3 protein-coding genes are annotated in these 5064 nt (G+C 63.2%); 2 read left to right on the top strand and 1 reads right to left on the bottom strand.

Features of this window, described 5'->3' with window-relative positions:
- The first annotated feature begins 777 nt into the window (after positions 1-777).
- Positions 778-1185: a hypothetical protein gene (locus tag FJY68_13305; GenBank protein MBM3332801.1), complete on the top strand. Its 408-nt coding sequence runs from the start codon at positions 778-780 to the stop codon at positions 1183-1185.
- 193 nt (positions 1186-1378) lie between these two features.
- Here FJY68_13305 and FJY68_13300 read toward each other — a convergent pair whose 3' ends face one another.
- Positions 1379-4147, bottom strand: coding sequence for a M28 family peptidase (locus tag FJY68_13300; GenBank protein MBM3332800.1), 2769 nt, complete (start codon positions 4145-4147; stop codon positions 1379-1381).
- A 214-nt stretch (positions 4148-4361) separates the two neighbouring features.
- Between FJY68_13300 and FJY68_13295 the strand changes: the two genes are divergently transcribed.
- Positions 4362-4562, top strand: coding sequence for a hypothetical protein (locus FJY68_13295; GenBank protein ID MBM3332799.1), 201 nt, complete (start codon positions 4362-4364; stop codon positions 4560-4562).
- The last annotated feature ends 502 nt before the right edge of the window (positions 4563-5064 follow it).

Genomic DNA, 5064 nt, shown 5'->3' with positions numbered 1-5064 from the left:
CTGAATGCGCCGGAGCTGGTTGCGGCGGTGGTAGCTGGTGCCAAGTACCGCAATGGCCTTCAAGTGAAAGCAGCAGCATGACCCCAAGACACCGCTCAGCTATTTCCACAACATTTGACAGGACCTCGGTGTTTTGCGGCTCGAAGTGGCTAACTTCATGCTCTACGGTCACTTGTGCCATATCCCTGCCTCGCCGCTCATTCTACAACGTCGTAGAATTAGGCCGGACAGGGTAGCCCGGACATGTACGTCAGCAAGGGAATGGGAATCCGTCTACATGCAGTGGTCGGGCCGTTCTCGACCACAATTCTGCCGGGGAGTGGACGGCCCACGGGCCGCCCGGGCGGCTGCTTCGGCCGATGCAGCTCGGCATGCCACGAAACACGCAACCAGTCGAGCATCGACTCGTGATTCGACTCACGGAACACGACATGGAACTGCTGGTGCGGCGACTGGTGCAACGTCTCATGCAGCGCGCGATGCAGCTTCGCAAGCAACTTCTGATGCAGTTTGCGATGCAGCTCACGATGCAGCTATCGACGAACCGGCCGAAGCGACGCAGCACACAGCCCACGATGCCTTTGCCGGTGCTACGACCCATGCGTCGCCGCATGCTTCGCGAGGTCCAATCGCGCCTCCGGCGCGAGGCCTCATCTTCCCGGATTCGATGTCCGGTCCGCGGGTTCGAGTCCCGCCTGCATCCCGGCCCGCGCAGGCAGTTTTCTTGACAATGCAGCCCGCAGCGGGTAAACCATACGCAGTCACAGGAGAAGAACCATGAATACTATCCGTTACGTCCGCAGGCTACTGCTAGCCGTCCTTGTCGTCGCCATCGGCTGCGCAGCGCTGAACTGCAACAGCCGTTGGTTCCGGCGGGCCGCGCGAATCGCCGGGGAAGAGGTGGCTTACACCGCTCTGCAGTCCGCCCTGCACAAGGCGGGCGTGAAGTCAGCCGACCACGTGGTTGACGCTGTCCGGTTGTTCGTCGACAAGAAAGACTACGGCGGCGCCGCAGCAGCTTTCACCGTGGCTCTGGCCGAACACAATTCGCGGGCGAGCGAGAAGCTGACGTCGGCCCAGGTCATAGGACTCATGCGTTTGGCCATACCGGCGGTCCGCGGCGCGAGCAGCCGCGTCGGGTCCGGGCTCAAGAGCTTCTGCGACTACCTGGCGAGCAAAGGATAGTGGTTCGGGGCCAGAGCTCGAAGCTCGAATCCCGAGTGACGAATCAAGTCCGAAGCTCGAAGTTCGGACCCGCCATTAGCCTCTGCGGCCACCGCCAGAGAGCGTGTAGTTCAGGCGTCGGCTGAGGGTTATCGGGACGAGCGTATAGTGCATTCGGGCGGGCGATGAGCCCGCCCGAATCTCTTGCGGACGTCTACTTCGTCAGCACTACCTTTCGAATTGCCTGGGGCTTGAGGCTTGCGGCTTGAGGCTCGTCGCGCACGAAGTAGACGCCGGGCGCGAGCCCGCGGACGTCGTTCGCGCCGGGGTGGAGGGACATGACGCGGCGGCCGTCTACGGAGAGGAGATATGAAGGATGAAGGCGTAGGGATGAAGGCGGAAGGTAAAGTACTCCGTGGACGACGGTCGGCAGTACCTTCTTCATTTCCGCTCTTGACTTCGCTCCTTCCTCTATGCCGTACGGCTCGCCCAGGTCGGCCAGCACCTTGAGCGCCACGGCGCGGGCTTCGGACTCGACTGTGTAGTAGAGCGGGAATCCGAAACTGACAACCTTGCCCGGGCCAGCTAGCCAGCGGACGCCGACCGGTTTGTCCTGGAAGCTGTCGCCCAGAGCAGCGTTGAAAGTCAGCACGGTATCGGCGTCGCGCGGGTAGAGCACGTCCGCGTACGGGAGCCGGCCATGGAACGAGGCGAAGAGCTTCATCGAGTCGATGGAGATGTCCGGGTAGCCGGACTGGCCGGACGCGCCGAAGAAGTTGTTCGTCGGGCACTGGCCGGCGGCGTCGAGATGAAGTTCTTCGTACGGCATCTGGCCGGGAGAGAACAGAAACGGGTAGCTGCCCGAGCCCAGCAGTCCGAGTATCGGTTTCCAGCCCACCAGCCACAACCTGCCACCGCATTGCAGGTAGTTGGCAAGGCCCGGCACGGCCGGGTGGAGCCGCTGCTGGGTGTAGTCGTCGGCGTGCCAGACGATGGTCGAGTACGGGCCGACATCGCCGGCCTGCGGCACGCTCTCCGTGGCCACGTCCCAGTCGCTGTACGACGTCCCGCGGAGCAGGGCGCGGTAGAACGCATCCTGCTGGGCGTCGCTCGGACTGCCGCGCTGGCCGTTGCCGTCGCGGGTCTCGTCAACGAGCAGGATGCCGTGGTCGAGAGTTATCGGCTTGCCGCGTACCTCGGCGGAGCGGTTGCCCTCATTCGCGCTCGAGTCCACCGCGGTAACGACATAGTAGTACATCGTGTCCGACATCAGCCCCGAGTCCCTGTAAGTCGTGTCGGTTACCAGCGCGCCGTTCACTTTCGCGTAGCCGGAGCCGGACACGGTCGAGCGGTAAATGTTGTAGCCGGCGAGGTCGAGTTCCTGGTTGCGCAGCCAGAATGTGGCCATGCCCTGGAAGAACGGCCGCGCGGATACGCCTTGCGGCGACAGCGGCCGAACGCCGGGTACGGCGTTCTGTTCCGGGGCCGGGCCGCTTTCGTGGCCGGCCGAGTCGAGCGCAACGATGGTCGCGTAGTAGCGCGTTCCATCAACCAGCCCGTTGATGCGCTGGTGCGACACCCGGCCGACGAGGAGCGAATCGGTGTAGACGCCCGAAGTCGTTCCCCACATCAGCCGGTACCCGGCCAGGTCGGAATCGGTGTTCTCTTTCCAGGTCGCTTCCAGCGCGCCGCCGGTGCCGACGTCCCACAGCCGGAAGCTGTCGGGCGTGCCCGGCGACATCGCCAGGGTGACGAGCCCGGCGATTCCCATTTTCGCGACTTCGGCGGCCAGCGGCATGGAAAGGTTGCCGATGGTGTCACCGGTAGTGTGGTAGTAGGGATACCAGCTGCCGTACTCCGCGCCGGCGGTCGCCTGGTAGCCGTACTCGTGGAAAGCGAGCTGGTCGCTGCCATAGGAGCCGACTACAACCTGGTGGTCGAGGGTCGTGTAGAGCTCGGCCATGTGGCCCTCCATCTCTGCCAGCCCGTACGAAGCCGAGTCGCAGAAGATCGAGACGCCGAACTGGCCGCCGGGCCAGGCAATCATGTCGAAGTTCAACACACCGGTGATATCGGCGTCTATGTTGCGCATCGCCTCGGCGAAATGGAAGCTGCCGAGCAGGCCCTGTTCCTCGCCGGTGAAGGCGATGAACTTCACGGTCTGGTCGAGGCTCTCACCGACCAGGACGCGGGCGGCTTCGATGGCCATGGCCGTGCCCGACGCGTTGTCCTCGGCTCCGGGCGCCAGATTCCACGGGTCATCGGAGGTGCAGTCCAGGTGGCCGCAGATGATGGCGACTTTGTCGGGATTGCGCCGGCCGACCTTGGTGCCGACGACATTGTGCAGGAGGTAGCCATAGACCGAATAGGAGTCGAGCTCCACCGAGTCCATCCCGAGAGAAGTGAAGTAGTCGAATATGTACTGCTCGGAGGCATGGCAGCTCTCGGTCGGCGTGAAGCGGGTTCCGAAGTCCTGCAGGCGCTGGATCTGCTTCCGGATCGAATCGGCGGAGACGTTGGCGATGAGCCGCTCGATCAGCGTGTCGGCCTCGGGAGAGAGCGGGTAGGAGCGCTCGGGAGCGAGCCGGATGGGGTGCGGCTTGTCCGGCAGAAGCCGCAGTTCGGCGCCCTGCCGGGAAGCCGCATCGGCCTCAGTTGGTGAGAGCTGCATCAACAGGGTGCTTCCGTCCTGCCAGAGCACCGAGCCCGACAGCGGCGCGCGGACGTGAGCACTGTACACCAGGTATGTCGCTCGACCCGGGCTGAGCGAAAGTTCCAGTGCCGGCGTGCCCGCGGCCATCCCGCCGACAGGTTGGGCGAACACGTACCGTTCAGTGCGGGCGTAGACCAGCACGCCGGCCCGGGCAAGCTCTGTCAGGGAGGCGCGCCCCGAAGCAGGCACTACGGCTATCCGGCCGGGCGCCGCACTGCCGGCTGTAACCAGAACGACAAGGAGAAAGCAGCAGAACGTCTTTGTTTGCATGGACTAGTCTGAGTCAGCGCGGCACCGCTGTCAAGTCGTGCGCGAAGTCCCCGAGAGCCTTGCGACACGCTTGACAGCCGGCCAGCCGGGTGTATGATTCAACTGTGAGATCAGGCCGACGCAGGACAGCTTTCTCTGTCTCTGCGGGCACAAGGAGAGTCGTCGGGAGCACGACTACTGAGGATCGACCAGTTGCAGATTCAGAGAGGTGGAGATGAGTAATTCCGATAAGAAGAGATGGAGCACGCCCCAGTTGCGGGTTTTCGCCCGGACGAGAGCGGAGGAAATGGTACTTGCCGCCTGCAAGGGCGTATCCATCAAGGGGAGCCCGTACGATACATATAACGGATGCTTCAAGGATTCAGGCCTTGCCGCGCCCTGCGCCGTCCCGTGCTCGAACATCGCCAGTAGTTGACGGGATTTGCCATGGTCCGGCGGAACGGTCGTCACAGTTCGGGACTGAGACCAGGGTTCGGGCCAGGACGGAGAGTTTGAGGAGCTAGAGGCCTCAGCGGGTTTCCGCCCAAGGCTCTGCCGGGCTGCACATGCCCGGCAGTCGCTTTGTATCCACCAACAGACACAGGCCGTGATCTCGGACCCGATGGTCCTCGGCGTGGTTCGGCAGAAGGCAACCAATAGCGGCATCCTGCCGCGTCCGTCGCAAGACCCGGACAGCGTAATGCAGGCCGACCAACCACACGGTCGGCGGCTCCCCGGTTTCGACCCCGGTCCAGGTCAGGTTGGAACAAGCCAGGACCATACTTGACATCCGGGTCGTCACGGGTACAATTACTAATCAGAGCATAAAATGTTTGACATGGGAGTCGGTTTGGTGTATACTGTGAGTAATGAGAGAAGACGATACTCGGCGTCTATCGCCGGCGGCTTTGGATGTGCTGCGTGTGCGGGTGATGAAA

Source organism: candidate division WOR-3 bacterium (assembly GCA_016867815.1).
Classification (GTDB): Bacteria; Hydrothermota; Tepidihabitantia; order Tepidihabitantales; family Tepidihabitantaceae; genus UBA2258.
Note: the sequence above shows the minus strand (reverse complement) of the source record. Positions and strands in the feature narration are given on the sequence as shown.